Origin of the sequence: Stenotrophomonas sp. AN71 (assembly GCF_050435725.1) — a bacterium.
In the GTDB taxonomy this organism is placed as follows: domain Bacteria; phylum Pseudomonadota; class Gammaproteobacteria; order Xanthomonadales; family Xanthomonadaceae; genus Stenotrophomonas.
The window spans coordinates 236,699-260,753 of the sequence record NZ_JBNDKU010000006.1 but is presented as its reverse complement, the minus strand read 5'-3'; the positions used below and the strand labels follow the sequence as shown (position 1 = coordinate 260,753).

19 protein-coding genes, 1 other RNA gene and 1 riboswitch are annotated in these 24,055 nt (G+C 67.2%); of the genes, 10 read left to right on the top strand and 10 right to left on the bottom strand.

Annotation, left to right across the window (positions count from 1 at the left end; genetic code table 11):
* Nucleotides 1-15: 15 nt before the first annotated feature.
* The 3 genes from ABH900_RS12135 to oleC form a co-directional block, all read right to left on the bottom strand.
* Nucleotides 16-171, bottom strand: a complete 156-nt coding sequence (locus ABH900_RS12135) for a DUF1328 domain-containing protein (protein WP_004153593.1) — start codon at nucleotides 169-171, stop codon at nucleotides 16-18.
* An 82-nt stretch (nucleotides 172-253) separates the two neighbouring features.
* On the bottom strand, nucleotides 254-1,246 hold the full coding sequence (gene oleD, locus ABH900_RS12130) for a 2-alkyl-3-oxoalkanoate reductase (RefSeq protein WP_429623115.1): 993 nt from the start codon (nucleotides 1,244-1,246) through the stop codon (nucleotides 254-256).
* Entirely contained in the window at nucleotides 1,243-2,913 is a 1,671-nt protein-coding gene (gene oleC, locus ABH900_RS12125; RefSeq protein WP_429623113.1) for an olefin beta-lactone synthetase, read from the bottom strand. The genes oleD and oleC overlap by 4 nt, the downstream gene beginning before the upstream one ends.
* 104 nt (nucleotides 2,914-3,017) lie before the next feature.
* Between oleC and ABH900_RS12120 the strand changes: the two genes are divergently transcribed.
* Nucleotides 3,018-3,449: a YkgJ family cysteine cluster protein gene (locus ABH900_RS12120; RefSeq protein ID WP_046985344.1), complete on the top strand. Its 432-nt coding sequence runs from the start codon at nucleotides 3,018-3,020 to the stop codon at nucleotides 3,447-3,449.
* A gap of 145 nt (nucleotides 3,450-3,594) precedes the next feature.
* Here the strand turns inward: ABH900_RS12120 and ABH900_RS12115 are convergent, their stop codons facing one another.
* From ABH900_RS12115 to ABH900_RS12095, 5 genes are all read right to left on the bottom strand, one after another.
* Complete coding sequence (locus tag ABH900_RS12115; RefSeq protein WP_429623112.1) at nucleotides 3,595-4,485, bottom strand: alpha/beta fold hydrolase; 891 nt, start codon at nucleotides 4,483-4,485, stop codon at nucleotides 3,595-3,597.
* A gap of 48 nt (nucleotides 4,486-4,533) precedes the next feature.
* Nucleotides 4,534-4,615: non-coding RNA, sX9 sRNA (locus ABH900_RS12110), on the bottom strand.
* Between the two features lie 62 nt (nucleotides 4,616-4,677).
* Nucleotides 4,678-5,694: a 3-oxoacyl-ACP synthase III gene (locus ABH900_RS12105; protein WP_049429808.1), complete on the bottom strand. Its 1,017-nt coding sequence runs from the start codon at nucleotides 5,692-5,694 to the stop codon at nucleotides 4,678-4,680.
* Between the two features lie 103 nt (nucleotides 5,695-5,797).
* A complete protein-coding gene (locus ABH900_RS12100; RefSeq protein ID WP_429623110.1) occupies nucleotides 5,798-6,115 on the bottom strand; it encodes a DUF4156 domain-containing protein in 318 nt (105 codons plus the stop codon).
* Nucleotides 6,116-6,279: 164 nt separating this feature from the next.
* Complete coding sequence (locus ABH900_RS12095) at nucleotides 6,280-9,129, bottom strand: M16 family metallopeptidase (protein WP_429623109.1); 2,850 nt, start codon at nucleotides 9,127-9,129, stop codon at nucleotides 6,280-6,282.
* A gap of 414 nt (nucleotides 9,130-9,543) precedes the next feature.
* Here ABH900_RS12095 and ABH900_RS12090 point away from each other — a divergent pair, with 414 nt between their 5' ends.
* Nucleotides 9,544-10,020 (top strand): hypothetical protein, encoded by a 477-nt coding sequence (locus tag ABH900_RS12090; RefSeq protein WP_429623108.1) that lies wholly within the window; start codon nucleotides 9,544-9,546, stop codon nucleotides 10,018-10,020.
* A gap of 69 nt (nucleotides 10,021-10,089) precedes the next feature.
* Entirely contained in the window at nucleotides 10,090-10,569 is a 480-nt protein-coding gene (locus ABH900_RS12085; protein ID WP_429623107.1) for a tRNA (cytidine(34)-2'-O)-methyltransferase, read from the top strand.
* Between the two features lie 194 nt (nucleotides 10,570-10,763).
* On the opposite strand, the gene ABH900_RS12080 is transcribed toward ABH900_RS12085, so the two are convergent.
* Entirely contained in the window at nucleotides 10,764-11,927 is a 1,164-nt protein-coding gene (locus ABH900_RS12080; protein ID WP_429623105.1) for an acyl-CoA dehydrogenase family protein, read from the bottom strand.
* Between the two features lie 224 nt (nucleotides 11,928-12,151).
* On the opposite strand from ABH900_RS12080, the gene ABH900_RS12075 reads away from it, so the two are divergent.
* On the top strand, nucleotides 12,152-13,828 hold the full coding sequence (locus tag ABH900_RS12075; RefSeq protein WP_429623103.1) for an electron transfer flavoprotein-ubiquinone oxidoreductase: 1,677 nt from the start codon (nucleotides 12,152-12,154) through the stop codon (nucleotides 13,826-13,828).
* A 65-nt stretch (nucleotides 13,829-13,893) separates the two neighbouring features.
* On the top strand, nucleotides 13,894-14,295 hold the full coding sequence (locus ABH900_RS12070; protein ID WP_429623102.1) for a c-type cytochrome: 402 nt from the start codon (nucleotides 13,894-13,896) through the stop codon (nucleotides 14,293-14,295).
* Here ABH900_RS12070 and ABH900_RS12065 read toward each other — a convergent pair.
* Entirely contained in the window at nucleotides 14,289-17,888 is a 3,600-nt protein-coding gene (locus tag ABH900_RS12065) for an ATP-binding protein (protein ID WP_429623100.1), read from the bottom strand. The genes ABH900_RS12070 and ABH900_RS12065 overlap by 7 nt on opposite strands.
* Nucleotides 17,889-17,963: 75 nt before the next feature.
* Here ABH900_RS12065 and ABH900_RS12060 point away from each other — a divergent pair, with 75 nt between their 5' ends.
* From ABH900_RS12060 to ABH900_RS12040, 5 genes are all read left to right on the top strand, one after another.
* Nucleotides 17,964-18,602 carry a response regulator gene (locus ABH900_RS12060; protein WP_429623099.1) on the top strand — a complete coding sequence of 213 codons (639 nt, stop codon included), beginning with the start codon at nucleotides 17,964-17,966 and terminating at the stop codon, nucleotides 18,600-18,602.
* Nucleotides 18,603-18,966: 364 nt separating this feature from the next.
* Nucleotides 18,967-19,737 carry a hypothetical protein gene (locus ABH900_RS12055; RefSeq protein WP_429623097.1) on the top strand — a complete coding sequence of 257 codons (771 nt, stop codon included), beginning with the start codon at nucleotides 18,967-18,969 and terminating at the stop codon, nucleotides 19,735-19,737.
* 111 nt (nucleotides 19,738-19,848) lie between these two features.
* A complete protein-coding gene (locus ABH900_RS12050; RefSeq protein WP_429623096.1) occupies nucleotides 19,849-21,834 on the top strand; it encodes an XVIPCD domain-containing protein in 1,986 nt (661 codons plus the stop codon).
* Nucleotides 21,835-22,082: 248 nt separating this feature from the next.
* A complete protein-coding gene (locus ABH900_RS12045; RefSeq protein WP_101764691.1) occupies nucleotides 22,083-22,490 on the top strand; it encodes a glycine zipper 2TM domain-containing protein in 408 nt (135 codons plus the stop codon).
* Between the two features lie 128 nt (nucleotides 22,491-22,618).
* On the top strand, nucleotides 22,619-23,743 hold the full coding sequence (locus ABH900_RS12040) for a phosphotransferase enzyme family protein (protein ID WP_429623094.1): 1,125 nt from the start codon (nucleotides 22,619-22,621) through the stop codon (nucleotides 23,741-23,743).
* Nucleotides 23,744-23,891: 148 nt separating this feature from the next.
* Nucleotides 23,892-23,987: riboswitch (TPP riboswitch) on the top strand.
* The last annotated feature ends 68 nt before the right edge of the window (nucleotides 23,988-24,055 follow it).

The following is a 24,055-nucleotide window of genomic DNA, read 5'->3' as shown; positions in this document are numbered from 1 at the left end:
CATGCCCCGCAGATGCTAGCCGCGCTTGCGGAACATCGAGATCACTGCCAGCACCAGGAAGACCACGAACAGGATCCAGGCGATGTTGCTGGCGGCACCGGCGATGCCGGAGAAACCGAGCACAGCAGCGATGATGGCGATGACAAAGAAAATGACGGCGTAATGCAGCATGGTGCTCCTCGCAGATGTCCGGGCCGTTGGATGGCGTGGGTCCATCCTCCCGATCTGGCGGTGTGCAACCAGTGATGGCGACCTATGCGGCAGATGAAGCCTTCAGCCTGCGCAGCCCTTCTTCGATGCTGACCTGCGGCACGTAACCGAAATCGCGACGCGCAGGCTCCATGCTGTACCAATGTGGCGTGCACAGCTGCTCGGCCAGGAAGCGGGTCAGCGGCGGCTCGCCGCGCAGGCGCAGCAGCGGCCACAGCCGCTCGCACACAGCACCGATGCGATAGGCGGTCTTGAAGCTGATCGCCTTGTCCACGGTCGGCGCACCCACCGCCTGCAGCAGCTTGTTGACCAGTTCGCGCATCGGCAGCGGCTCGCCATTGGAAATGAAGTACGCCTTGCCGGCGCAGGCCGCGCCCGGTGCCAGCGCCTCGAAGGCGAGGAAATGCGCCAGCGCAGCGTTGTCGATATAGGTGGTATCGACCTTGTTGCTACCGTCGCCGACCAGGCGCAGGCGGCCTTGGCGCGCGCGCTCGGCCAGACGCGGCACCAGCTGCTGGTCACCCGGGCCCCAGATCAGCCGCGGACGCAACGCCACGGTCGCCAGGGTCGTGTCATTGGCAGCCAGTACCCGTTGTTCTGCAATCGCCTTGGTCGCCGCATACGGCGCCTGGAAATTTTCGCCATACGGCACGTCGTCCGCACCCAGTCCTTCCACCGGGTGCGTGGCGCGATGGGTCACGCTGGGCGTTGAGGTGTAGACCAGCTTGCCGATGCCATGCGCACGGCAGGCCGCGATGACGTTGTCGGTACCGACCACGTTGGCCTGGTGGTAGCTGTCATAGCTGCCCCACGCGCCGGCCTTGGCACCGTTGTGGAACACCGCATCGACGCCGGCCACCGCATGCAGCACCGCCTGCGGATCGGCCAGGTCGCCGCGGATCTGGCCCACGCCCAGCGCCTGCAGTTCCGGGTAATGGCTGCGGTTGAACGCCAGCACCTGGTGGCCACGTTCAACCAGGCCGCGGCACAGCGCCTGGCCAAGGAAACCACCACCACCGGTGACCAGGATCTTCATGCGCGCTTCTCCAGTTCGGCGCGGGCCCAGACGGCGAGCTTCTCGCGGCCGATCTTGGCGTTGTGACGGATGTCGACGGGGAAGGCCGGATGCATCAGCACGTGTTCCAGCTTCATCTCGGGCAGTCGCGCGGCGGCCGTGGCATGCAGCGCCTCGCGCAAGGCGGGGCTGTCGGACTGGCCACGCTGCAGCTCAACGCACAGCACCGGCGTCTGCGCACCCGCCGCGCCGACGCCGACCAACGCCGTGCGTGCCACCCCGGGCACGGTGTTGAACACCGGCTCGACCTGTTCGGTGTACAGCGGCCCGCGCGCGGTTTCCACGCGATGGGTCTTGCGGCCACAGAACCACAGCCGCCCCTGCGCATCGAAGTAGCCGACATCGCCCATCCGATGCACGATGCGGACACTGCCATCGGCCAGCGTTTCGCTGATCTTCGCCGCCGCCGTCGCCTGCGGACGGTTGAAGTAACTGTCGGTGGCGGTCGGCCCGGCCACGGTGATCTCACCGATCTCGCCCACGGCCAGAACGCGGGCCTGCGACCAGTCCGGTAACGGCGCGTCGTCGATGGCGATGATGCGCACCTCGTTCGGTGCGACCACACTGCCGACGCAGGTACCTGCACCGCCCTCGGTGGCGGCGCGCGTACGCTCCAGCTCGCGCCCCTCGACCACCGCCACCGGCAGGCACTCGGTGGCGCCATACGGTGTCCAGAACTGGGCATCGGCCGGCAGCAGGTTGCGGATGGTGGCGACCACGTCCGGCGGCACCGGTGCACCGGCCGAGGTCACCCGGGTCACCGTCGGCAGCGGCCGCCCATGTCGTGCCAGCACCCGCATCAGCGCCGGCGAGCCAAACAGCTGGGTCACCCCGAAACGCTGGATGGCGTCGTGCAGGCGTGCCGGGTCGGCCTGCGCCGGCCGCGTCGGGTCCATGTCCGGAATCACCGAGGTCAGGCCCAGCGCCGGATCGAACAGCGCGAACGGGGGGAAGGTCGGCAGGTCCACCCCACCCGCTTCCATGCCGAACGCGCTGCCCAGCAGCTGGATCTGGCCGACGAAGTGGCGATGGCGGTAGACCACGCCCTTGGGCACGCCGGTGGAGCCGCTGGTGAACAGGATCGCGGCCATGTCCTCGCCATCGGTGTCGGCCAGCATCGGCCCCGCACCGGCACCGGCACCGGCACCGGCACGCTCCAGCGCGGCCAGGGTGGTACCGCCCCAGCCCACGCGGCGACCGACGGTGACCAAACGGGTCGCCGACGGCGCCCAGCGCAGTACCAGCCGCGCCACATGGGCCAGCGGGATGCCGATGAAGGCCTCCGGCTGCGCCTCGTCCAGGCACTGCTTCAGCGCGCGCCTGTCGATGCCCGGATCGACCAGCACCGGCACCGCGCCCAGCTTGAACAGCGCGAACATCAGCAGGAAGAACTCCGGCGACGGCCGCACCATCACCACCGTGCGCACCCCGCGGCCGATCCCGTAGCCGGCCAAGCCGGCGGCCATGGCATCGCTGCGGGCATCCAGCTGGCGGTAATCCAGGGTCACGTCATAGGCGGCCATGCCGTTGCCGGCGCCGCGGCGACCCGGGCAGCGGATGGCGATCTGATCGGGACGTTCACGCGCCAGTTCAGGCAGCCGGGCAGCAATGTTGCAGGGTCGGTTCATCCGTTCATTGTCGCCGCTTACGGAATTTCTTGCGCGGCGGCCCGCTTCGTGGAAAATCCGCACCCTCGTTCCCGATTCCGACTGCCGCCCGAGGCGGCATGCCCATGCAACATCCCTGCATGACCTGCGGCGCTTGCTGCACCCAATACCGCGTGGCCTTCCACTGGATGGAGTCGGACGAGGTCACCCCCGGCGGCGTGCCGCACCAGCTGACCGAGGTGCTCGACCCGCACCGCCTGTGCATGCGTGGCACCCATTCCAAGCCGGTGCGATGTGTGGCGCTGGATGCGCAGATCGGCGTGTATTCACGCTGCACCATCCACCCCAACCGGCCCAGCGTGTGCCGTGAGGTGGACGCATCGTGGGAGTACGGCAAGGCCAGCCCGCAGTGCGACAAGGCACGTATCGCCTATGGCCTGGATCCGCTGACCCTGGCCGACTGGCGCTGGCGCGATGAAGCCGGCAACGACGACGACCATCCGGACGACAACGGCAACAGCCCCTCCTCGCCACCGCAGGCACCGATCGCGGCGTGACGGGCGGGGTCGGATCCGTTTCCGGCACGGAAACGGCTCTGACCCCATGTACGACTACGCCGGGCATGGCCCGGCGCTACCGAAAGGTTCCGTTGCAGATGGGGTCAGAGCCCTCTCTGCGAGAGGGATCCGACCCCGCATCCGGTTACAGCGCGTTCTTGTCCAGGAACGCGCGGATTTCCGGCACCAGCACCTCATGCTTGTCTTCCAGCACGTAGTGGCCGGCATCCTCGAAGGCATGCACCTGCGCCTGCGGCAGCGCGGCCTGGAAGCCCTTCAGGAAGTGGTGGTCGAACACGAAGTCACGCAGGCCCCAGCCGAGGAAGGCCGGCCGATCCGCGAAGGACGGCAGCGCCTTGCCGGCACGCTCCAGCAGTGACCACGCCTTGTCGGCCGGCGACAGCGGAATGTCCTGCATGAAGCGGATGGTGCTGATGCGGTTGGCGTAGCTGTTGTACGGCGACACATAGGCGCGACGCACGTCCGCCGGCATCTTGCGCTCCACGCCCAGCCACGAGGCACCGGAGGAGAACGCGTTGAAGGTGCGGATGATCCACTCACCGATCTTCCAGTGGCGGCCCAGCGCGATCTGCCACGGCATCTTCTTCGCTGCCGGCATCGGGAACGCGGCAGTATTGAGCACCACCAGGCGCTTGACCTGCTCATGGTGCGACAGCGCCCAGCCGAAGCCGATCATGCCGCCCCAGTCGTGCACGGCCAGGGTCACCGGGCCGGTGATGCCCAGGTGCTTCAGCAGCGCATCGAGATCGTCCACGCGCGACTGCAGGGTGTATTCGTAGCGGTTGTCATCGGGCTTGTCCGACAGGCCCATGCCGATGTGGTCCGGCACGATGCAGCGGTACTTGTCTGACAGGCCAGCCACCAGCGTGCGCCAGTAATAGCTCCACGATGGATTGCCGTGCACCATCACCACCACCTCGCCGTCGCGCGGGCCTTCGTCGAGATAACTCATCGACAGGCCGGGGCGTACCTCGAAGCGCTGCGGGTGGGCGGGGTAACCGGGAAGCTGGGACATCGGATCGCACCTGTAAAAAGGGCCGGTAGAACCGGCCCTTGGACACTTGGAAAAATCATCGCTGTCCGTCGCGAGCGATTGGCTGGTGGGTGCGGACGGCGCGCAGGAACCGGAGTGTACGTGGGTACATGAGGATTCCGAGCACCGGCCGCGCCCGCCAGGCAATCACGCAGCGGGTCAGCGGTGACTTTTTTACCAGACCACTTCGGCCATCGAGCAGTTCAGGCCCGAGCCGATGCCCAGAAGCGCGATGCGGTCGCCCTTCTTCAGCTTGCCCAGCTGCTTGAGCTTGCTCAGCACGATCGGCACCGAGGCCGGCCCGATGTTGCCGTGCTCGCCAAAGATGGTCATGACCTTCTTCGGGTCGATGCCGAAGTTCTTGATGAACGCGGCGGTATGCGGCTGGCTGACCTGGTGGATGACGAACTGGTCCAGCTCTTCCACGGCCCAGCCAAGGGCGATCTTGGCAGCGGAGAAGGTCTTCTGGGCCAGCTTGATGCCCTCGATCAGCAGCAGGCGGGTGTCGGTGACCATGCGGTCCAGGTTGCCCAGGCACAGCTGGTTCCACTCGGTGGCCGAGCGGGTCACGCCGCCCTTGTAGCGCGGCGCGTCCGGCACCAGCTCCGAGCGCGCCATCACCATCGCGGCCGCACCCGAACCGGTGGTCAGGGCCGCCAGCTCGTTGCGGAAGTCGTCGGCGGTGACGTCCGGGGCGGTCATCCGCTCCAGGGTCTTCTCGTACACCAGGTTGGCGGTCTCGCCATCCACCACCAGCGCGTAGTCGATATCACCGCGCTCGATCATGCGCGCGGCGATGTCCATGCCGTTGATGAAGGCCAGGCAGGCATTGGCGACGTCGAAAGTCATGCACTCGTCGCTGACGCCAAGGTTGCCCGAGACGATGGAGGCGGTGGACGGCTCCAGGTAGTCACGGCTGACCGAGGTATTGACCAGCAGGCCCACCTGCGTCGCATTGATGCCTGCGTCTTCCAGCGCCTTGCGGCCAGCCATGGTGGCGGCATCGGAGGCGAGCACGCCGTTGTCCCACAGTCGGCGTGCGTGGATGCCGGCAATATCGCCGAGCACATCGGTGCGGATACCCAGGCGATCCAACGTCGGCTGCAGGCGTTCGTTGATTTCCTTGGTCGTCAGCGTATGCGGCGCATCGACATGGGCCAGGCCGGCGATCGAGACATTCTTGAAGAGCATCGAGGTTAGCGCCAAGGCTCAGGCAAAAGGGGGCGCTATTCTATAACCCCCGGGGCCTTCACCGCATCTTTACGGATTCAGCCTTGGCCGTATGGTGCCCGGTTCAGCGCGGCGGGCACTGGAACGCGGCGAAGCGCTGGCTGCCATCGGCGGGTGCCGCAGCGGCCTGCACGGCGTTGGCGCCGGTGCTGGGGGCCTCGTTGCGGGCCAGGGTTTCCAGCTCTTCCTGCACGCGCAGCGGGTTGCGGTTGTAGAAACCGACCTTGCTCTTCACGGTGACCACCACCTCGCCCTTGGCGATGCAGCCCGCCGGGATCGGGCCTGCCGGCAGCACGCGGGTCGCCTTGCCCGCCGGTTCGATCGGCACCCAGGTACAGGCGGTGACGGTGAGCAGCAGGGAGGAAAGCAGCAGAACGCGCATGGGCAGATCCTGGAAGGGTATGGGGGGATTCTGCCTGAACAGCCTGAATCGGGGGTAGCCGGGGCCGAGGTCAGATCCCTCGCAGAGGGCTCTGACCCCGAATGCACGGTGGGGGTCGGAGCCCTCCCGAGGGGAGGGGTCCGACCCCTGGCCGACGTATTGCCTTACTTCTTGACCGGATTGCCTTCGGCGTCGATCACCGTCACCTCGCCCAGGTTCAGCGCACGCACGGCCGCTTCGGTCTGCTTGAGATCACCCACCACCACCCAGGTCAGGGCCTGCGGCTTGATCTCGGCGGCGGCCTGCTGCACCTGCGCCGGGGTCATCGCCTCGATCTCGGCCTTGCGGCGCAGCACGTAATCGTCCGGACGCTTGAACTGCACGATCGAACCGATGGTCGCCGCCACTGCGCTGGCGGTCTCGTAGGCACCGGGCAGGCTCAGGGTCTGGATGTTGCGGATGCGGTTGACCTCGGCGGCAGTGGCCGGCTTGCTGCCATCGGCGAACGCGGCGATTTCCTTGCGCATTTCCGCCATCGCCGGGCCGGTCTTGTCGATCTGCACCGGCGCGCTGGCCATCCACGGGCGCTGGCCCACCGAATTGACCGCGCTGCTGCGCGCACCGTACGACCAGTGCTTGTCCTCGCGCAGGTTCATGTTCAGGCGTGAGGTGAAGTCGCCGCCGATCACACCATTGGCGATGTCGAAGCGGGTCGAACTGGTCGCGCTGGACGGCGGCACCACCTGGCCGGCGAACAGGTTGGCCTGCACCGCGCCCGGCTGGTCGATCAGGAACACGCGCGGGCCCTTCGGCAGCGCCACGTCGGTGGCCGCCTTGACCTGCGGTGCCTCGCCGGTGGCCTTCCAGTCGGCCAGCTGCTTGTCCAGCAACGGCACGATTTCGGCCAGCGTGGTATCACCCACCACGATCAGGGTGCCGTTCTGCGGACGCAGCCAGTCGTGATGGAAGTCGACCAGGTCCTCACGGGTCAGGCCATTGATCGCCGCCTCGTCACCGCTGCCGGTGAACGGAATGGCATACGGGTGGCCCTTGCCGTACAGCAGCGGCGGCAGCACGCGCATCGCCACCGCACCCGGGTTGACCTTCTCCTGCTGGATGCCGGCGATCCAGGTCGCCTTGACCCGGTCGATCTCGCCCTGCTCGAAGCGCGGCTCGCGCAGCAGGCTGGCATACAACGCCAGTGACGGTGCCAGGTTCTCCTTCAGTGCCGACAGGTCCACGCTCATCGAATCCAGTCCGGCCGAGGCATCCAGGCCGGCGCCCAGCGCATCGGCGGCATCGGCGAAGGCCAGCGAACCGAGCTTGCCGGCGCCTTCGGTCATCAGGCTCATGGTGAAGTTGGCGGTGCCCGGCTTGCGGCCCTGGTCGGCGCTGAAGCCGCCCGGGAACTGGTAGCTGAACTGCACCACCGGAATTTCATGGCGCTCGGCCAGGATCACCTGGGTACCGTTCTTCAGCGTGGCGCGCTGCAACGCCGGGAACTTCAGCTGCGGGAACTCGCGGGTCTGCGGCACACCTGCCTTGCGGTCCACCTGCTCAGGCAGGGTGCTGTACTTGGCGTCCACCGCCGGCACAGTGAACGGCTTCGGGGCCTGGCTCGGGTCTTCCTTCAGCGCCACGCGCTCGCCCGGTGCGATCACCAGGGTGTGGCTGCCCTTGTCCAGCCACTGTGCGCCCAGACGGCTCAGGTCGGCGGCGGAGGCCTTCTCGATGTTGGCCAGCGAGGTGCGGAAGCAGCCCGGGTCGCCGGTGAACACCGCGCACTCGGCCAGTGCGTCGGCCTTGCCGCCGAAGCCACCGATGCGCTCGATGCCGCGGATGAAGCCGGCGCGGGCACCGGTCTTGGCGCGCTCCAGTTCGGCCGCGGTCGGGCCCTGCTTGATCAGGCGGTCCAGTTCTTCGTCGATGATCTTCTCGACCTTGGCCGGGTCCTGGCCCTGCTTGACCGTGGCCATGATCACGAAGTTGGAGCCCAGCTGGGAGGTCGACAGGCCCGAACCGATGCTGTCCACCAGCTTGTCCTGGTGCTGCAGGCGCTGACTCAGCCGCGAGGATTTGGCGCCGCCCAGTACCTGCGCGAACAGCTGCAGCTGATCGACCTCGGCAGTGCCGACCTGCGGCACGTTCCAGGCGCGGTAGATGCGCGCCTGCGGCACCTTGTCGGTCATCGTCTCGCGGGTATCGGCGGTGCGCTTGGCCACGTTCACCGCCGGCTGCGCCATGGTGGGGCCGGCGGGGATGCTGCCGAAGTACTTGGCCACCTTTTCCTTGGCGGTGGCCAGGTCGATGTCACCGGCCAGCACCAGCACCGCGTTGTTCGGGCCGTACCAGGTGCGGAACCAGGTCTTCACGTCGTCCAGCGACGCGGCGTTGAGATCGTTCATCGAGCCGATCACGCCGTGATGGTACGGGTGGCCGGCCGGGTACATCGCCTTGTTGAGCTGATCCCAAGCCTGTCCATAGGGCTGGTTTTCGCCCTGACGCTTCTCGTTCTGCACCACGCCACGCTGCTCGTCCAGCGCCGCCTGGTCGATCGCGCCGACCAGATGGCCCATGCGGTCCGATTCCATCCACAGCGCCATGTCCAGCGCGGTGGTCGGCACGTTCTCGAAGTAGTTGGTGCGGTCAGTGTTGGTGGTGCCGTTCTGGTTGGTGGCGCCCACCTGCTTGAACGGTTCGAAGAATTCGCCGTCGTGGTTTTCGCTGCCCTGGAACATCAGGTGCTCAAACAGGTGCGCGAAGCCGGTGCGGCCGGCCGGCTCGTCCTTGCTGCCCACGTGGTACCAGACATTGACCGCGACGATCGGCGCCTTGCGATCGGTATGCACGATCACCCGCAGGCCGTTGGGCAGGGTGAACTGCTCATACGGAATATCGACCTTGGCCGGTGCCGCCGGCTTGGCCGCCAGGGCAGAGGTGGGCGCAAGCGTGCCCAGGGCGGTGCTGAGGGCAACGGCCAGCAGTGCGGCGCGCGGGCGAAGGGCGAGAGGCATATCCAGATCCTTGGTCACATAGGTGAACCCCGATCCTAGCCTGCGCGTGCAATGGCAGGAATCGGTCGGCAGTCACTGGGGGTGTTTGCCCCGGTGGGTCATCCAGCGCCCCTGCCTGCGGTCCTCAACCGTCACATGTACCGGCAGAAGGCGTCCGGACAGTGTCCGCGGCACATCGAATGGACAGGTGTCCGCCCACCGGACACTTTTTTGACCTACAAAAAGCCTTACAAATCAATGATTAAAAGTTGGCACGCGGATTGCTTGGTACTTCCTGCGCCAGGAAGGGCTTCAGACAAAAGCTGACTGAAGACTGAACAAACGCAGGAAATCGAAAATTTCCCTTGCATCCCCAGAATCGGTGTACTACCTTACTACCACACCACTGCTCACCAACACTAAACAGGCCCCGTCATGAACACCAAGACCATTGCCATCGCCATCGCCCTGATCGCCGGCACCGCGGTTGTTTCGTCGGTGCAGGCCTCCGAATCCATCAAGACCCTGTCCACCGTGCAGGTCCGCCCGGCCGCCGACCAGCTGGCCCAGCAGGCCTGGGAACGCACCAGCGGCATCCCGACCCTGGCCACCGTGGAAGTGCGCCCGAGCGCCGACCAGCTGGCCGAGCGCGCTGGCTACATCGCCGCCCCGGTCGCTGCCGCGATGCCGATCGCCACCCTGGCCTCGGTGGAAGTGCGCCCGAGCCTGGAACAGCGCGTCGCCCTGGCCGCCGAGCAGGAAGCCCAGCGCTACGCCGCCACCCTGGCTGCTGCCGCCACCAGCGTTGCCAACCAGGTGATCGTCAACCTGCCGGCCCTGCAGGTGCGCCCGAGCGCCGCCGACCTGCAGGCCCTGGCCACCGAAACCGCCCAGGTCCTGCTGCGCCCGTAACCGGTGCCGCCCTGCCTCGTGCAGGGCGTGCGCCGTAAAGGCGGCGGCCGTCGCAGGTACACTGCGCCGATGAATGCCGCGCCCCAGTTCCACGTGATCCTGTTCCAACCGGAAATCCCGCCCAACACGGGCAATGTGATCCGGCTCTGCGCCAACACCGGCGCGCAGCTGCACCTGGTCGAGCCGCTCGGCTTCGCACTGGACGACAAGCAGCTCAAGCGCGCCGGACTGGACTACCATGAGTACTCGCGCCTGCAGGTGCACCCCGACCTGGACACCGCGCTGGCGCGGATCGCGCCGAAACGACTGTTCGCCCTGAGTACCCGGGCCAGCGTCCGCTATGACAGCGTGGCCTTTGAAGATGGCGATGCCTTCCTGTTCGGCCCGGAAAGCCGTGGCCTGCCCCAGGACGTGCTCGATGCGTTGCCCGATGGACATCGCCTGCGCCTGCCGATGCGGCCGGACAACCGCAGCCTCAACCTTTCCAACACCGTGGCCGTGGTGATGTACGAGGCGTGGCGCCAGCACGGATTTGCCGGCGGCGCGTGAACCGCCGCATGCCAACCGAGGTTGGCATCTACCCGATGGATCCACCCCGCACGTAGATGCCTTCCACGTAGACCGATGGTTCCACGCCGCACGTGGATGCCTTCCGCGTAGACCGGTAGATCCACGCCATGCGTGGATGCCTTCCGCGCGCGGCCGCAGTGCCAACCAAGGCTGGCACCCACCGGAATCCGGTTTCAGAACGCGCTGATGCCGGTCAGTTCGCGGCCGATCACCAATTGGTGCACGGTCTCGGTGCCTTCATAGGTGATCACCGATTCCAGGTTCAGTGCATGGCGGATCGCCACGTGCTCGGTGGTGATACCCGCGCCTCCCAGCAGATCGCGGCATTCGCGGGCGATGTCGATGGCCATGCGGCAATTGTTCCACTTGGCCAGACTGACCTGCTGCGGTTGCAGCTGGCCGGCTTCCTTCAAGCGGCCCAGCTGCAGTGCCAGCAGCTGGGCGGTGGTGATGCGGCGGGCCATCTCGGCCAGCTTGATCTGCGCGCTCTGGGTGGCCGCCAGCGGACGGCCGAACAGCACGCGTTCCTTGGCATAGCCCAGCGCTTCATCCAGGCAGGCGATGGCGGCGCCGATCGGGCCCCAGCTGATGCCGTAACGGGCCTGGGTCAGGCAACCCAGCGGCCCCTTCAGGCCTTTTACATTCGGCAGGCGATGCGTGTCCGGCACGCGCACGTCATCGAAATACAGCGCACCGGTCAGCGAGGCGCGCAGGCTCATCTTGTGCTTGATTTCCTGCGTGGTGAAACCGGCCATGCCCTTTTCCAGCACGAAGCCCTGGATGCCGTCCTCGGTCTGCGCCCAGATGATGGCCAGGTCGGCCACCGGGCCGCTGGTGATCCACATCTTGCTGCCGTTGATGCGCCAGTCGCTGCCGTCACGCACCGCACGGGTCTTCATGCTGGCCGGATCGGAACCGCCATGCGCCTCGGTCAGGCCGAAGCAGCCGATCAGCTCGCCACGCGCCATCGCTGGCAACCACTGCCGGCGCTGTTCCTCACTGCCGTAGGCGTAGATCGGGTACATGCATAGCGAGCTCTGCACCGAGACGAAACTGCGCAGGCCCGAGTCGCCGCGCTCCAGCTCCTGGCAGATCAGGCCATAGCTGACCGCCCCCAGATCACCCCCGCCGTACTCGGCCGGCAGCGTCGCACCGAGCAGGCCCAGCGAGGCTACTTCCGGCACCAGTTCGGCCGGGAAACGGGCCTGGTCGAAGGCATCGCCGATGATCGGCAGCACGCGTTCGTTGGTGAAACGGGCAACGCTGTCCTGCACCGCGCGCTCTTCCTCGCTGAGCAGGGAACGGACATCGAACAGATCGTACGGATGCAAAGCCATGGCACTCACGCGCAGTCAGGACTGGACCATTGTCGGTCATCCGGGGCCAGGACATTACGCTGCACCGCAACAATCGTGGTGTGAACGTCGGCGATCTAGCTGGATCCGGCGCGGCCCGGTACCCTGACACATTCAAACAACCGTTTCGCCCGTGGCCGCACGCGCGATTCCCAGGCAACCGCCGGTGGCCCCGATGCCGGCACTACCCACGAGTCATGCAATCGATGAGCGCTGAAGCCAACGCCCTGCCCCCGCGTGAAGTAATGGAGTTCGACGTGGTGATCGTCGGCGCCGGCCCCGCCGGCCTGGCCACCGCGATCCGCCTGCGCCAGCGCGCGATCGAAGCCGGCCGCGAGCTGTCGGTGTGCGTGCTGGAAAAGGGCTCCGAACCGGGTGCGCACGTGCTGTCCGGTGCGGTGATGGATCCGCGCGCGCTGACCGAACTGTTCCCGGACTGGGCCGAACGTGGCGCCCCGCTGAAGCAGAAAGTCACCCGCGACGAATTCCTGTTCCTCAGCGAGACAGGCGCGCGCAGCACGCCCAACGCGTTGCTGCCGGAATGCTTCCACAACGAAGGCAACTACATCATCAGCCTGGGGGAAGTGACCCGCTGGCTGGCGCAGCAGGCCGAAGCGCTGGAAGTGGCGATCTTCCCCGGCTTCGCCGCCGCCGAAGTGCTGTACGGCGACAACGGTGAAGTGATCGGCGTGGCCACCGGCGATATGGGCATCGAGAAGGACGGCAGCATCGGCCCGGCGTTCGAGCGCGGCATGGCGCTGCAGGCCAAATACACGATCTTCGCCGAAGGCGCGCGCGGCCACCTCGGCCGCCAGCTGATCGCCCGCTACAAGCTCGACGAAGGCAAGGACCCGCAGGCCTACGGCATCGGCATCAAGGAACTGTGGCAGATCGATCCGGCCAAGCATGAGCCGGGCCTGGTGGTGCACGCCGCCGGCTGGCCGCTGGACAGCGACACCTACGGCGGCGCGTTCCTGTACCACGCCGACGGCGGCAAGGTCGCCATCGGCTACGTGGTCGGCCTGGACTACAGGAACCCGTGGCTGAGCCCGTTCGAGGAATTCCAGCGCTTCAAGACCCATCCGTCGATCCGCAAGCACCTGGAAGGCGGCACCCGCATCGGTTACGGCGCACGTGCCATCACCGCCGGCGGCCTGCTGTCGCTGCCCAGGACGGTGTTCCCCGGTGGCGCCCTGGTCGGCTGCGAGGCCGGCTACCTCAACGCCAGCCGCATCAAGGGCAGCCATGCGGCGATCAAGACCGGCATGCTGTGCGCCGATGCCGCCTTCGACGCGCTGGCCGCCGACCGCCAGCACGACGAACTCAGTGCCTACCCGAAGGCCTTCGAAGCCAGCTGGCTGTTCACCGAACTGCAGCAGGCCAAGAACTTCAAGCAGTGGTTCAAGAAGGGCCAGACCGTGGCCACGCTGATGACCGGCGTGGAGCAGTGGCTGCTGCCGAAGCTGGGCGTGCGCAACCCGCCGTGGACCCTGCACCGCACACTGCCGGACCATGCCTGCCTGGAGCCGGCCTCCAAGCACACCCGCATCACCTATCCGAAGCCGGATGGCGTGCTGACCTTCGATCGTCTCAGTTCGGTGTTCCTGAGCAGCACCAACCACGACGAAAACCAGCCCAGCCACCTGACGCTGAAGGATCCGAGCATTCCGGTGAAGGTCAACCTCGCCGAGTACGCCGGTCCGGAAGCGCGCTATTGCCCGGCCGGCGTGTACGAGTTCGTTGGCGAAGCCGACAACGCGCGGCTGCAGATCAACGCGCAGAACTGCGTGCACTGCAAGACCTGCGACATCAAGGACCCGACCCAGAACATCGTCTGGGTGACCCCGCAGGGCGGCGGCGGCCCGAATTACTCGGGCATGTGATCGCCCCGGGCTGCGACCGCGTGTCGCAGCCCGGTCGCTCCACCACAGCGCTATCCTGCCCGCCCATGCGTGCTTTCCGCTTGCTCATCATCGTTGCCGTCGCGCTGGCCGCCAGCGCCTGCCAGCGCCCACCTGCAGCCCCGGCCACGCCCGAACAGGCGCACCAGCAGGCCATGCAGCGCGCGTTCGAACTGTGTGCCGGTTGCCACACCGTGCAACCCGGCGGCATCCACCGCTTCGGGCCGAACCTGCACGGCGTGATCGGCCGTCGCGCCGGCAGCCTGTCCGACTACGGCTATTCCGAAGGCATGCGGCGCGCCGACCTGACCTGGACCGCGCAGACCCTGGACGCCTTCCTGCAGTCGCCGACCCACCTGGTGCCCGGCACGCGCATGTACAACGCGTTTCCCAGCGCCGAGCGCCGTGCGCTGGTGATCGCCTACCTGCAGCAGCAGTCGGCTCAGTGAGCCAGGCGCTGCAGCTGATGCTGCAGCCGTGCCACGAACGCCGCCACAGCCGCAAACAACGGCGCCGGATCGGGCTCGGCTGCATCCTGCAGGCGTTCCACCAGCGTGTTGGCCTGGCTGGCAAGCGCACGCGCCCCCACCGCGCCGAGGCCACCGGCCTGGCGATGCAGGTGCCGAGCGGCCGTCTCGCGGTCGCCGGCCTGCAGCGCACGCTGCACCGCCGCCAGATCGATTTCACTGGCCTGCAGCAGGCTGTCACGCAGCTGCTCGGCAACCTCGCGTGAGCCATAGCGCTGCTGCAGGGAGGCGAAGTCGGGTAGCCCTTCACCGTCATCGGCGGCAGCATCGTGCAACGGCGCATCGAACGATTGGCCTTGTGCCTGCGGCAACCAGCGCAGCAACGCGGCGCGCAGCGTCGCCAGCGACAGCGGCTTGGCCAGCACTTCGTCCATGCCGGCTTCACGGCAGCGACGCGCGTCGTCATCCAGCACGCTGGCGGTCAATGCCAGCACCGTCAGCCGCGCCTGACCATTGCGATCCTCGCGTTCGCGCAGCAGGCGGGTGAAGCCGAATCCATCGAGTACCGGCATCCGGCAGTCGGTGATGACCAGGTCGAAGGACTCCACCAACAGCCGGTCCAGCGCCTGCTGGCCATCGCCCAGCAATACATACGGCACACCCAGCTGTTGCAGGCGCCAGGCCATCATCGCCTGGTTGGTCGGGTGGTCCTCGATCACCAGCACCCGTGCCTGGCGCAACGCGGCCGGCAGCAGCGCAGCCTGGTCCTGCTCGGCCACCAGCGCCGCCGCGTCGTCGCTGCCGGCTTCCACCAGCGATACCCGCACTTCGGCGCGGGTGCCTTCACCCAATGTGCTGTGCAGGGCCAGCTCGCCGTCCATCATCTGCACCAGGCGCTGGCAGATGCTCAGGCCCAGGCCGGTACCGCCATGGTCACGCTGGATGTAGGCGCCAGCCTGGGTGAAGGGTGCAAACAGGTGCTGCAGCTGATCCGGCGCGATGCCCATGCCGGTGTCGGTCACGCTCAGGCACAGTGGCTGCAGGCCATCCTCCGTGGTCGTCCCCAGCACCTCCAGTTGCAGGCGCACTTCCCCCTGTGCGGTGAACTTGATGGCATTGCTGAGCAGGTTGAACACGATCTGGCGCAACCGCACGCCGTCGACCTCATGCGCCGGCGCCAGCTGCGGATCGATCTGCACGTGCAGCGCCAGGCCACGCGCACTGGCCTGCGCGGACAACAGCCGGCACACGCTCTCCAGCAGCGGACGCAGAGGTTGCGGTACCGGCTCCAGACGCAACGCGCCCGCTTCCAGCCGCGAGTAGTCGAGGATGTCATCGAGGATCTGCCGCAGCATCTGCGCCGAATCCTCGATCACGCCAAGGATGCGTTGCTGTTCGGCGTCCAGCGGCGAATGCGCCAGCACTTCCAGCATGCCCAGCACGCCACTCATCGGCGTGCGGATCTCGTGGCTCATGGTCGCCAGGAAGCGCGATTTTGCCTCGGTCGCCTGCTCCGCTTCGGCCTTCGCCGCCGTCAGCGCCTCGGCCTGCAGCCGCGCCTCGCTCACATCCACCCAGTAGCCGCTCCAGGTGACGGCCCCTTCCTCGGCAGCATAGGGATGGGCCTGGCTGCGCACCCAGCGCGCGGCTCCTTCATCACCGCGCAGGCGGAACTCCAGGATCAGTGGAGCGAACTGGCGCGCAGCCTGTTCGATGCACTGGAGGATATGCGCACGATCGTTCTCCTCGATGCGCTCCAGCAGCATCCGTGCATCCTGTTCGGCCTGCTGCCGGGTGATGCCGAACAGCGCCTGCAGGTCGCCGGCAATGAACGGGAAACTGAGCGTGCCGTCGGCATCGCGGCGTGCCTGATAGACCACCGCCGGCAGGTTGTCGGTGACTTCGGCCAGGCGCTGCTCCAGCTGCCGGCGTCCGGCCACCTCACGACGCAGGCGCCAATGGCCCACGCCATGCACCAGCATCGCGGTCAGCAGGACCAGCAGCACCGGCACGCCCCAGCGCAGCGCATTGTTCCAGTCGATGCCGTTGCGGTACTCCACCGCCAGCCAGGCACTGCGCAGCGCTTCGCGCTGGCGTGGAGTCATCTGCAGCAGCAGGCGGTCGAAGGTGGTGGCCAGGGCCGCATGGCGTCGCTCCACCGCCAGCACCAGCTGGTCGTTGAAGCCTGCCGGGGCCGCCACCTGCAGCCGCCCCGGGAAGCGGCTGCGCAGCTGATGATCGACCAGCGCAAGATTGCCGACATAGGCATCGGCCTCGCCATCCAGCAGGCGCTGCAGCGCCTGTTCCGCGCTGCGCGCAGCGATGATCCGGGCCTGCGGCGCCTGCTGCAGCACATAGCCCCGCACCCGCTCCGGATCGGACAGCAGCACGCGCTTGCCCTGCAGATCCGCCAGGCCCAGCAGCGGTGCAGCATCACTCCTGCTGACGATCACGTTCGGCACACTGATGAAGGGCTGGCTGAACACCCAGTCCGGCCCCAGGTAGCGCGAATCGGCGGGAATCCCCATCACCGCCTGCAGTTCACCGCGACGGGCCTTCTCGCGTACCTCGTACCAGTCATGGCTGTTCTCGATCTGCAGGTTGGCGCCGGCCTGCATCAAGCGGTGCAGGTACTCGCTGGCCAGGCCACTGGCCTTGCCATCCTCGCCGGTGAACGACAGCGGCGCCGCATTCGGTGCGAAGCCGATCTTCAACGGCTGCTCCAGCACCCGCTTTTCGGCCTGGCTCAACGCCAGCTGTGCCGATGCCGACCACTTTGGCGGAGACAGCCAGCGCCGCTCCAGCGCGTCGCGCTCTGCCTGGCTGGTGGCGGCCAGTGCCAGATCCAGCGCTTCGGCCAGGGGCTGCTTGCCGTTGGGCACGCCGAAGTGCAGGCGCTCGGGCGGCAGGTCGCTGGGGCGCAGCAGCGCCACGCCCTGCAGGCGCCGGCTCGCGATCAGCTCGGTGGCGACATGGGCATTGCCCAGATAGACGTCGGCCTTGTCGTCTCTGACCATCTCCAACGCCGTCAACGTGTTGTTTGCGACAAGCTGACGGGCACGAGGAAAACGGGCGCGCACCTGTGGCGCGGTCAGGAAATCCTGCTCGATCACCACCCGCAGACCATCCAGGTCGGGTTTTTCCGAGGCACGCAGATCACCAGGTCGGCCCACCAGGGCCAGCGGTGCTTCGGCGTAGGGGGCGGTATAGACCATGCAGCGAGTGCGGTCGGCACTGAGCCCGACATTCATCACCACGTCGATCTCGCCTCGGCACGCCGCGTCCAGCACGGACGTCCAGTCCGGATAGCGTCGTGCGGTAATCTTCACACCGAGCTGGCGTGCAAGATGCGACAGGTAGTCCGGCCCCATGCCGACCTGCTGGCCATCACGGAGGGATTCGAAGGGGGGCCAGCCACTGTCATACTGACCGACAACGATGGTTGGATGCGCCACCAGGTACTCGCGCTGCACCGTGCTGAGCGGCAGCAGGCCGTCGGCCGGCTGTGCCGGCGCCACAGGCACGGCCAGCACGGCCAGCAGCAGGAGCAGCCCGCGAACAGCCCACCTACGCATCTGCGTCGATCTCCTAGAATCCTGCCAGGGACCGCGATGGTCGCGGCCCGGCGTGCCCGATGGTCATACTAGAGCATGAGCTTGCGCATCATCATCGCAGACGACCACCCGGTGGTCCGTATCGGCACCCGCGCCGTCATCGAGTCGAGCGGCGTCGGCCGCGTGGTCGGCGAGGCCGACAGTGCGCAGGCCCTGATGGTCCTTCTCGCCAGCCAGCCCTGCGACCTGCTGGTCACCGACTATTCCATGCCCGGCAGCCCGCAGGCTGACGGCTTCGCCATGATCGGAATGATCCGCCGCCGCCACCCCGACCTGCCGGTGCTGATGCTCAGCGTCTCCAGCAACCTGGCGATCCTGCGCATGGTGCTCGACAGTGGCGTGCTCGGCCTGGTCGACAAGAGTTCGTCGATGGACGAGCTGCCGCAGGCCATCCAGTCGGTCTATCGCGGCCAGCTCTACATCAGCCGCAGCCTGCGCGAGCGGGTCGAGGCGGCCGGCAGCTGGCGCATGCGCGAGGGCGATGGCAAACCGCTGTCACCGCGCGAGGTGGAGGTGCTGCGGCTGCTCGGCACCGGTATGACGGTGAAGGAGATTTCCCTGCAGCTGCACAAGAGCGTCAGCACCATCAGCCGGCAGAAGGGCGACGCCATGCTCAAGCTGGGCCTGAAGGGTGACGCCGAGCTGTTCGACTATCTGCGCGACGGCAAGATCTGATAACCAGATCACATAAATAGCCCGCCTCTTTGACGACCTGCGGATCTGTGCCAAGATGGTCCGGCATGAGTTCTCAATGCGAGGTCGAAGGAATCGACCGGCTCATGTCCTCGCTCCCGTCCCTGATGGATGGGGTGCGGTTTCCTGCCGGCCGTCTGGCCCGGCAACGCTGACCATGGAGAGGCGCATGTACTACCCCCCCGAGCTGCGTTGGACCCTGCCGTTGCGGCCCTTGCGCGCATTCGCGGCGTGCCTGCTCGTCTCTCTTTCCGCTGCCGCCTGCAGCGCCGCCGATCCGGCCCCCTCGTCCTCCCAGCCTGCGCCTGCGCAGGCTGCCAACGCGCCCCGACAGGATGTTGCCCCGATGCAGAAGCCCTCCCCCGACGACGCCGTCACCCCGCCCAACGCACCGACCGTGATGTATTTCACCTACCAGGTGGACGGCGACGGCGCGACCTCCTACGAGGTCCAGAACGGCAGCGTGGCGACCTTCTGGTTCGGCCACACCTTCACCCTGGATGGCGCCACCTACTACACCGGTTTTTCCTGGGATACCCGCGAGCACTACGGCAAGCCGGGCGAGCAGCAGCCGGCCGGCCCGGACGATCGCGCCAACCTGGCCGAAGCCACCTTCGTGCTGGCCGGTGGCGATGCGAAGAAGCCGTGGAAGTTCCGTGGCCAGGAATGGACCATCGGCGCGCTTGGTGCCTATGACAAGGCCGACGACGTCGATACCCGGCGTACGCCGATCGAACACCACACCGCGGACGGCCGCCTGCTGCTGGCGGTGCCGACCCGCAGTTTCGACCGTGGCATCAGCAGCAGCGGCTACGCCCTGCTGCTGTTCAACCCCAAGCGCAGCGAAGACGATCTGGACAGCAAGGTGTGGCGCTATGTCGGTTCGGTGCGCACCGGCGAGGACAACAGTGCCGCCTGCGACGACGGCAACGTAATGCCATGCACCGACAGCAAGGGCGAACTCGCCTTCATTGCCGACGGCAACGGCCTGCCGCAGCTGAGCGTGACCTTCAAGGGCACCACCATCGAAAGCCCTGGCACGACCCGCGCACTGGGTGCCGGCGATGCCGTGCGCTACCGCTTCGACAGCAAGACCCAGCAGTACATCGCGCCCTGATTTCCACCCCCTGCGGTGGATTACCTGTTGACCGACATGTTCTTGACTCACGGATGAGTCCGGTTGGCGATTCGCGGCATCGGCCGCTCCATCAACCCCGAGGAAAACGTCATGGCACAGCATGACTACAGCAGAAAGGAAGTTCTGGACATCGTCGAGCAGGTCGCCAGACAGAAGCACATCCCCGTCGATGACTTCATGCGCTTCGCGCACATCGAGACCGGTGGCACCTTCAACGAGCGCGCCCACAACACCTCGAGCGGGGCCAAGGGCCTGTTCCAGTTCGTGCCCGGCTCGGCCCGCCAGTACCATCTGACGGGCCACGAATTCGACCCGACCCGCAACACCGAAGCGGCCGCGCAGATGTACCAGGACAACCTGGACTCGATGGCGCGCCGCAACGAGCGCACCGGCCATCCGTACCTGTCCGGCAATACCTCCCCGACCGGCCTGGATCTGTACCTGGCCCACCAGCAGGGCAGCGCCGGTTACGGTTCGGTGCAGACCGCGATCGCCACCGGCACCTTCGGCGTGGTGCGCAACGGCGACGGCGAAGAAATCAACATGCGCCGCAACGTGCTCAACCAGATCGGTTCGGATGCCAAGGCGCTGACTGGCCACACGTTGGCCGAGATGCGCGGCATGAACGACGGCGACCTGGCGCGCACGTTCTCCAGCTACTACGTCCACAAGTACGCGGCGATCAGCATCCCGGAAAAGCACATCGCACCGCAGACAGTTGCTTCGGGCCAGACCCCGGCTCCGGCGACGCCGGCGCAGACCGCTGCGGTCGGTGCCGGTGCTGCCACGCTCGCGGCGACGGCGACGGCCGCCACCACGCCGAAGCCGGGCATCACGCTGCAGGCGGCCTACGCGGCGGGCGTGGAGTACGACGACGTCAAGTACGCCATCAACATCCCGGGCCACGCCCTGTATGTGCCAGGCAAGACCGGCAAGAATGTAGACCAGGGCTACATCGATTGTTCCGGCTGGGTGGGCACCCTGCAGAACCGGACCATGGACGAGATCAACCAGAAGGCCGGGCACGCTGTCTTCAGCAAGGCCGACCGCATCGACCTGGGCAACCTCGGTTCCGGCGGCATCGTGCACAAGGCCGTCGAACAATCCGGCGTACTGCTCGAGCGCGACGCCATTCTCAAGCCCGGTGCGCTGAAGGAGGGCATGGTCATCGGCCTGGATACGGCCCAGACCCGCCATGAGCACTGGAAGGGCATCGACCACATCGTGATGGTGGTGCGCGACCCGAACACCGACAAATTGCTGATCAGCCAGTCCACCGGCAGCAAGGGCGTGCACACGATGCCGATCGAGGACTACCTCAAGCAGGTGAAGGACCACCCGAACTGGAAGCTGTTCGCGTCGGACCCGTTGTCCAAGGCCCGTGACCTGCTGGAGAACCGCACGCCGGCGCACGAGCAGACCCAGGGCAAGACCGCCGAGCACAAGGCCGCCGCCACTCCTCACGCCGGGCCGTACAAGCAGGGCGCGCACAGCGAAGGCGTGCGCACGGTGCAGGAACAGCTGGGCCACCTGGGCTACGTCGGTGCCGACGGCAAGCCGCTGGTCGAGGACGGCCGCTTCGGCCGCAACACCGACGCGGCGGTGCGCCAGCTGCAGAAGGACAACGGCCTGGTCGCCGACGGCATCGTCGGCGCAAAGACGCTGGAAGCCATCAAGGAGGCCCGCGAGCGCCCGCTGCTGAACGATGAGCGGCATCCGCGCAACCCGATGTACCTGCAGGCCACCGAAGGCCTGGAGCGGCTGCCGGCCGGCACCTTCAAGGACCGCCACGCACTGGAAAGCGCCGCTGCCGCCCTGACCCGGGATGCCCACGCCGCCGGCCTTCAGCGCATCGACTCGGTGGTGCCCAGCCCGAACGGAGAGCGCCTGTTCGCCGTGCAGGGCACGATCGGTGACCCGGCTGCGGCCCGCGTGGCGGTCGAGACCCGGGCGGCCACTGAGCAGAGCATGGCGCTCAGCAGCGGCGCGGTGCAGGGCGCGCCGAACGTGCTGCAACCGCAGCAGGACGCGCAACAGGAGCAGGCGCGCCAGGCGCAGAAGGCGATGGGCGTCTGAGCCCACAGCGCCTTGCAGCGCCGGGAGGGGCCGCGCCACGCGCGGCCCTTTCCCTTTCTGGCAGCTGAGCGGCCGGGGCCGCTTTCAGCCTTGCTTCATGCCGCCTGCCGCTAGATGAATGCGCAAGCCGCCCGGTAGGCCAGGCAATGTTCCGGCAATGTTGGAACGCCAGCGTGGTCTCCACGGCAGCCGGGGCGCCGTGCGCCCTCCCTGCCCAGCGTGGCATGCACCTCACAGGAGAACCGAACATGCTCAGTACTTCCGCACTCAGCTTCCGTGGTCTGGCGATGGCACTGGCCCTGGTGGCCGGTGTCGCTGTGGTCAGCGATGCCAGCGCGATGTCGAGGAAGGACAAGCGCACCCTGGTTGGCGCCGTGGTCGGTGGCGTGGCCGGCAACCTGCTCTCCAACGGCGATCCAGCAGCGACCGTCGGTGGCGCTGTGGCCGGCGGTGCGATCGGCAACCTGACCACGTCCGACCGTCGCGACCGCCGCTATTACGACAATCGGTACTACGACAACCGCTACGACCGCCGCTACGATCGTGGCTACTACCGCAGCGGCTACTACGATCGCGGTGACGACCGTCGCTGGCAGCGTGAGCGCTACTACGACAATCGCTACTACAACGACCGCGGCCGCCATCGCGGCTGGTAAGCCGGCGGGGCGCAGCGCCACTGACGGCGTAACGACGGGCGGGTCGATGACCCGCCCGTTTGCGTTGGCGGCAGCCATGACGTTGAATGCGCAGCCTTGGACGTGATTCTTTCCTCATGGGCTGCGGCATGACTTCCTCTACCCACCGCGTGCAGGGCCTCAACAACGACGAGGTCGCTGCCGACTGGCCACCGATCAGCACAGCGGACATCGCCTGGCTGCGCCAGCGCTACCCGCAGCTGGATGCACGCAGCCAACCGCGTTGGCACAGCCCGCGCCCGCTGTCGGCCGCCGCGATCGTCAGTGGCACGCACGGACCGGTGTTCATCAAGCGCCACCATCACAGCGTTCGCAGTGGCCCCTGTCTTGAAGAAGAGCACCGCTTCATCGCCCATCTCGCCACGGGCGGCGTGCCGGTGGTGCAGGTGCTTCCGGCGACCGATGGGCACACCGCTGTCGAGCACGGCGAATGGACGTTTGAACTGCACGCGCTGGGCGTGGGCGATGACCTGTACCGCGATGCGGTGTCGTGGACGCTGCTGACCGATGTCGCTGCGGCGCGTGAAGCCGGGCGCACGCTTGCGCAGCTGCACCGCGCCGCCTCCAGCTACCGGGCGCCGCAGCGCAGTACCCATCTGCTGGTCGCACGCGATGATCTGATCCGCGCCGAAGATCCGACCGCGGCGATCAAGGCCAGTCTGCACGAACGCCCGGGACTGGCCCGCTACCTCGCACGCATCCCCTGGGAAGCGCAGCTGCGCCGCGACGTACTGCCCTGGCACGGCAACCTGGCCGAGCGCCTGCGCGACGAGCCACGGCTATGGGCGCACAACGATTGGCATGTCTCCAACCTGTTGTGGCGCGACGGCCAGGTCAGCACCGTACTGGATTTCGGGCTGGCCTCGCCCACCAGCGCACTGTTCGACCTGGCCACCGCGATCGAGCGCAACGCGGTGGCGTGGCTGGAACTGGAACGCGGCACGGAGGCGGTACGCATCGATATCGCCCTGGCCCTGCTCGACGGCTACCGGCAGGTGCTGCCGCTGTCGCCCGCGCGCGTTCAGCTGCTGGCCGATCTGCTGCCGATGGTCCATTTCGACTTCGCACTGTCCGAAGTGGAGTACTTCGAAGGCATCACCGGCTCGACCGTCAACGCCGACGTGGCCTGGCAGCCCTTCATGCTGGGCCATGCGGCCTGGTTCAACACCGCACCCGGACAGGCGCTGTTGCAGGCGCTGCGCGCCGCCGCGTGAGCCCTGGCCCCCGGGACCACGCACCTCCCCGGTAGATCGAGGCCATGCGTCGATGAGATGGCCGATTGGGGGTCGGATCCCTTTCCTGGGGAAAGGGATCCGACCCCGGGTGGCGCTCGCAAATCCGTACCATTTGTAGTGAAATGGTCACCTGAAGCGGGGGTGCCTGGATCTGCCAGGCTGAGAGAGTCCCTTGGAACCTGATCCGGTTTGCACCGGCGTAGGGAGCTTTGAGCCGCAGCCACACCCCCGTCATGGGCCGGTGCACCTGCGCGCCGTCGCTTCGTCTCCCTTGTTGTCCGAAGACGAATC